A 6,000-nucleotide genomic window follows, 5' to 3' on the forward strand; every position below is an offset into this window, starting at 1 on the left:
TGGCAGGTCATGAGCGTCTGTTTCATAGCGCCGAAATTGAGATCGAAAAATCTGCGCGTCAGGGTATGATTTGGGAGGCTTTTTGCGATGCCGCGTATGAAGATCTGCGGCTAGTTCTTTGCTCTGAGCATAGTTGTTGGCCCTGTCCCCTCCACCGAATACCTCAGACTTGTCTGCAGTAAAGAGGTCAGGTTTCGATGGCGGGCGGCCTTGAGTTCGTGCTTCCATCCGGGTCGTTTTTCCGAAAGGCGCGAGCCAAGGCTTGCCAGAAGGACGCCCTTTCCATGGTCCATTTCCGCCGCGACGCTTTCCACAAACATACGTAGGTTCTCGGGGGACGGCGCATCCGAAGGTTTGTCGGGACGAACAGACATTGGCGGCGGACTTGGGCGGGGGCTCAGGGTGGTGATATCTATATCGTTTGCACCTGACATCAGAGAAATCAGTCCACGAAAATTCTCACAAGAGAGCATCTCGTAGCAGCGCCACCTAGGGAATATCCCGCTCAAGAGCCTAGCAGGGGTTAGCTCGTGCCGTGGTAACTCGGTGTACCGACGATGAAGGTGGTTCCAAAGCCCATCCCGATCGAGCAGTCCGGCACCAGCTATGAACACCCGATCGTCAACAATTCTGGCAGAGGACACTAACGTGCTATGCCCTCGCTGCTGCACCGTAGCTAGCACAGGTAGCTGGCTAGAAATGCGCTCCACTTCGTCCGGAACGAAGACGTCATACGAGATCAACCATGTCTTTCCCTCTGAGCTGATCACACTGACCATGCGGCGCTCGTCAAAAACTCGATTGATATAGCCGGTCATTTCCACAGACTCGGTTGAAGCCTTCGCGCGTCTGGCTTCTACAAACGTCTCGTCTCCTTCCCGCCTCAGCGAGAAGTTCTTTGGCGGAAACAGTTCCTCTAGAGGTACCTTGTCGAACGCCCCCTCCAAGCCTAGGTAGGCGTCGACGCGCAGCGCGAGCTCCCTGGCAGTCAGCGCTCGCTCACTTTCCGAAGCGCCAGTAGCAAGATCGCGCGCGAAGGTCGAGAGTCTCGAGGCCATAACCGCGTCTGCCCCAAAACCAACCTCTCTCGATTGAGGAGGGATGTCTGACGTTTCGGCGGCCCTGACGACTCCTACGGGTGCGTCCTGGTGGCGATCGCCACCAACACTGAGACCTGGCTCTACGGACCAAGCTCGCAAACCTTCCGGACTGAACCCGACATAGAAGTTTACGGGCTTATTCTCGTCTCGGTGGGCGGAAAACTTTCTTCCGGGAACGAAGAAGGCTCGAACTGACGCATCGATCCAAATTGCTCCCGCCTGCGGTCCATCGATACGCTTATCTATTTGGCCATTTAGGCGCGAGAGTGGAGCTGGATTCTTCCAAAAACGCTGGTCTCTATCCTCGTTGGCGCTATCCCAATCGCCCAAATCCCCCTCGTGCACCAAGAGCCAACGCTCGCCCTGGCGTCCAAGCCAAAACTCAGATGTTGACCTCCTTCCTACGAGGAGCTGCTTGCATCGCAACAAGGCGCGGTCCATTTCCTCAAGCGAGCTTCCATCCCGATTGAGCCACCTAAGAAACTGGATGACATAGATGTAGTAGGATGGACGCCAGGAGATCGACTCGTTGCCCCAGACTAGCAGCCGGTCGAGGCACTCGATCGCATCGAACTCGGGCAGTAGGCGATAGCCCTCGAACCAGAGACGGTAGTCATCATCATGCCGATCCCCGGCGTCGAGATTTCGGCGGAGAAGTTCGACGACACGCCTCGTTTCCGACGGAGACATCGCCCCCCAACGGCGCTGCCGCCGTCCAAGGTATGTGTTCACCAAGACGCGACGGACATGATGGTCACCAAGCCCTTCGGCGTCGATCCGTTCGAGTACCCGGATGGCCTCGTTGTAGTCATCGTAGAGGAGGCGGAGGCCACGCCGGCAAATCGCGATATACTTGCCTTGCGACACCGAGAGAGTGCCGTAAAGACTATTTACTTCACGCAGAAGAGCTTCTGCCTCGGACATGCACTCATCTACGAACGGACCCACTTCCGGATGAGGCGAGAAGCGAACATCGGCGATGCTCTTCAGGCCCAATCTGCGTTTTATGTCCGCACATACTGCAATCGCCAGCTGCACATTTGTGATGTAGCTATGAGGGCCGTCAGGGTCCAACTTCCGCGCGGTTCGGAATTCATCGGTTGCTTTCCGATAGTAAGGACCCAATCGATCTACGATCGCGTCCGCCGCCGCCCCTCGGTCTGACCGAAGCATGTTCCGGATACGATATCCGAGCGCCAGGCCATAGACGTGATGGTGAATTGGGTCTGAACCCGCCAATGATACGGCGCGCTCAAGATATTCCTCAGCGGTGTCGGATCCACCACGCAAACGATAGATGTGGTGTCTTGCCCGGTGCGTCCAAAAGTGCGGATAATCGGGGCACAATTCTGTTAGCGTGCGGAGGACTTGATGACCGTGAGGAGGTCCGATGAGGTCGTCGAGTTCCTCGATGACCGGAGCAAACCTCTTGCGATCCTTAATGTCCTCGACCTCGCCAGCAACTCGGTCGATGAATATGCTTCGCAGGAGCGCAGTAGTGAATTCTGAGTCTGGACCTGAGATACCGACGATTTCCTTCACAAAGCGAATTGACAGGTCTTTTAGGTGTGATCGCCACCCGTTTCCCTTGGTTGAAAATGACCAATTGAGACACTCCTCTGCAATCAACTGATGGATCATGCGGTAACCACGATCCCTCTCGACTAGCAGGCGGCTAGCACCGACACCGAGAAGTGCATCAACTCCAACCTCAGTTTCTGGTGACACGCCACAGAGCGTGGCAATTAGGCTCTTTGGAAGTCCAATCGGCGTGTACAGAGTGGCGAACGATAGAAGTTCAATTATCTCTCGCGCACGACCGCGCGTATCCCCGAGGTGGACGTCGACATATCGGTCAATGGACTCGAACTCTCGCTCAAACGCTACGAGGCCGTAGAAAAATGGAATTCTAAAGCGTTCGTTCTTTGGGTCGCCACCGATTGACTGAAGGCGTGCCTTGATATTCTGGTCTTCGACCAGCCCCAAATAGGTGCTTTGAAAGCGCAAACACTCTTCGGCGTTCATTGGATCGGAGATGATCAAATTCTCTCCGTGTCGTAAGAGTGAAAGGCTGCGCCGGATGTAGAGCATCACGGCGGGGACATTGTAGTCCCGGAGAGCGCGGTATAAGTCCTCTCTCGCGGTTTCCCCAAGGATGCTAGCGTCCGCTATGACGAGTATTGGTTGCTGGGTAGCCTGGTAGAGTTCGCGGACGCGATCAGCGACGCCTCGGGTAGCGGAACGGAGCACTGCAACGGGGTACTCGCCGCGAAGGTCCCACGCGGCGCGGCGTGCAGCAGTCGTGCCACCAGATCCAGGCGTATGGTAGAGCAAAACCGTCTCAGTCCTTCTTGCGGCCAGTCGCTCGCGCAAGGAAACCACAAGTCGTTGGTTGATGGTCCGAGTCACATCCATTCCAGCGTCGAGTTCCCGCCATGAAGGAGGGCGGCCTCGCCAAAAGCTGCTGGCGTTACTGTCGCTGATCGGCTCTTCTTCGAGCAAAATCCTCGAGTGAAGGATCTCCAAATTCTCTTCAATAACTCGGAGTTGCTCATAGGGAATTTCTGTCCAGGCGCCATTGCCGGCCGGAAGCTGGGGGGCGTCAGACACTCCAAATCGTTCGGAGTGGCGCGAGAGCAGCGCCAGAAACTTTTGCCGCGAGAGGCGAATATCGACGCGGTTCTTGATCTCCACAGCGCCATCAAGTTTATCTACCACAATAAAGTAGGCTCGGCCGGACAAGGCCTCGTCGACCGCTTCAATTGTCTTTGTTAGCCGATAGCTCTTGTTCTGCCCTGGAACGACGAAGACGACGGTAGGATACGGATCGAAGCTCTTTGCAACTTGCTCCGCAAAAGCGCGAACAACCTTGTGGCGCTGAAATCGCCACTGATCGTCGTCGAATAGGGTCCCTCTGCGCTTCCATCCCCCTGCCATCATCCATGCTGTTCCCCGTCGCCAATCAAGCGTTGGGAAATCGTCATCGAAAGTATGCACTCCACGCTGCTGCCCAACCACAGCTGCGGTATTCGCGTGGAGACCCTTCTCATCCGATTTTGGGTCCAGGTCGAAGATTGCTGAGAATGGTATTGAGCCCAACCCGGTGGTAGTACCGTCTGCAATGTCAGTATCCGCGATCAAAACATAGCGGTAGGACGCTGCGTCGAAGTGATGGCAGGCGGCTACTAATTCATTCCAGAGTGCGATGTCGGTCTCTGTGATCAACTCGACTTCACCCTCTGCCCGCGCGCTGGATTGGGCTGACAACAGTGCGATGTATTGTTCGCTGTGATACTCGCGAAGATACTCTTCCACTGCCAGTGAGGCATAGGTCAGTGCAACCATCCGCGACTGTTCGTCGAGCTTTGACTTGTTGGCCCAATTTAGGCCAGCCGCTATTCTCGCCAACAGCAGCTGTTTGGAGACGTCGTCTTGTCGGCGAAGCTGAAATTCCTGAACCCAGGTGCCGAGACCATCTCGAAGAGATCGTACGCACCGACCGAGGCTTCTTGTCGACGCATCGCGCAGCCGAAAGACGTTTTCTCCCTTGTTGACAGCGTCAATGAAGTCAACGACATCCACTTCCGACATCATCCGAGAGGCTGAGACAAGCCACGACATTTCCAGATAGGCTTGGTCAAACCCGATTGGCGCCTCGCGAGAAAGGCCGAAATCAATAAGCCAAAATGCCTTCGTCTCTGGATCGCGTCGATGGAGTAGTACGTTTCCACCGTGCAGGTCGCCGTGACAAAGACCATCAATTACATAGATCGGGGTCTTGAGGGTAGATAAACACAACTCATAGAATGCCAGGGGGTCGATTAGCCTTCGGCTTCCATACGTATATGAGGCGGCGGCGGTAAGATGCCCGTCCACGAATTCTCGCAGACCTTTTCCGGCCTCCGGATCAACGCGATATCCAAGCCAGTCGCGCAAGACTTCAGCAGCGGGAAGGCTGCGGTGCGGGTTTGCGGCACTCCAATTCCGCGCAATTTCGTACGCCAGAGATCGCGCAACGCTCTCAGCGTAGTCCAATCCCAGGCTGTCCATTGGAGCAAACCGTTCGAGGCTTCCCCCAGCTATCTCAAAGAGAACGGCGGACCCGCCGGTCTCAACAGACACATCATCGGCCGCGTCCTGAGCTTCGAGCTCTCCATCGGACGCGCTGGAAGGTTCAATGTGCTCGATTGCGGCCAGCGCTGGAACATGGGAGCGAGAAAATTCATCGGCAAATGCAAATGCTCGCTTGTGACAAACGTCTTCAGTTTCCTGGTCACCCCAGGTCGGAGGTTCAGTGAGCTTTAGTATGTACTCCCCTGAAGGGATCGGACCTGTCGACGTGGGCCTAATGTCCACTCGTACGACGGCAGCGCCTGATACGCCCTGTCTCAGGCGGCGGAAAGCAACCTCACCCTCGGGAGCCCATCGTTCAAACGCAATCTTCGCCAGATACTCAAAACGAGCCAGTTCCGGCGGGAAGTCAATCAATCGCACCGACATGTTTTCGCTCCCAAGGTCACTTAATTTACAGTTGAGTCACCGAAGGCTCAAGACTGAACCGCGCCGAGTTTGCCGGAGGCTCCAACTTCTGAGAAAGTGGAGCCGATATGAGCAAGACAACGAACAAATTTTCACCTGAAGTCCGTGAGCGTGCGGTGCGGATGGTTTTGGATCACCAAGGCGAATATTCCTCGCGATGGGCAGCGGTTTCCTCGATCGCCGCCAAGATCGGCTGCACGGCGCAGACGCTCAATGAATGGGTGAAGAAGGCGGAAGTTGACGATGGTTCCCGGCCTGGGCTCCCAAGCGATGTGGCCGAGAAGATGAAGGCTCTGGAGCGGGAGAACCGCGAGCTTCGGCAGGCCAATGAGATACTGCGCAAAGCGTCCGCTTATTTCGC

Annotated in this window: 2 protein-coding genes; one reads left to right on the plus strand and one right to left on the minus strand. The window is 55.9% G+C overall.

Annotated elements, in window-relative coordinates; all coding sequences use genetic code 11:
- Positions 1-110: 110 nt before the first annotated feature.
- A complete protein-coding gene (locus DFR48_RS21555) occupies positions 111-5,600 on the minus strand; it encodes a P-loop NTPase (RefSeq protein ID WP_114365278.1) in 5,490 nt (1,829 codons plus the stop codon).
- Between the two features lie 107 nt (positions 5,601-5,707).
- On the opposite strand from DFR48_RS21555, the gene DFR48_RS21560 reads away from it, so the two are divergent.
- Positions 5,708-6,000: transposase (locus tag DFR48_RS21560; protein ID WP_147273565.1), on the plus strand; the 293-nt coding region annotated here is incomplete at its 3' end.

This window comes from Ciceribacter lividus (genome assembly GCF_003337715.1).
Taxonomy (GTDB): domain Bacteria; phylum Pseudomonadota; class Alphaproteobacteria; order Rhizobiales; family Rhizobiaceae; genus Allorhizobium; species Allorhizobium lividum.

Bases quoted from the DNA above. Each gene is read 5' to 3' on its own strand.
- DFR48_RS21555 (WP_114365278.1), bottom strand. From the start codon at position 5,600: ATGTCGGTGCGATTGATTGACTTCCCGCCGGAACTGGCTCGTTTTGAG.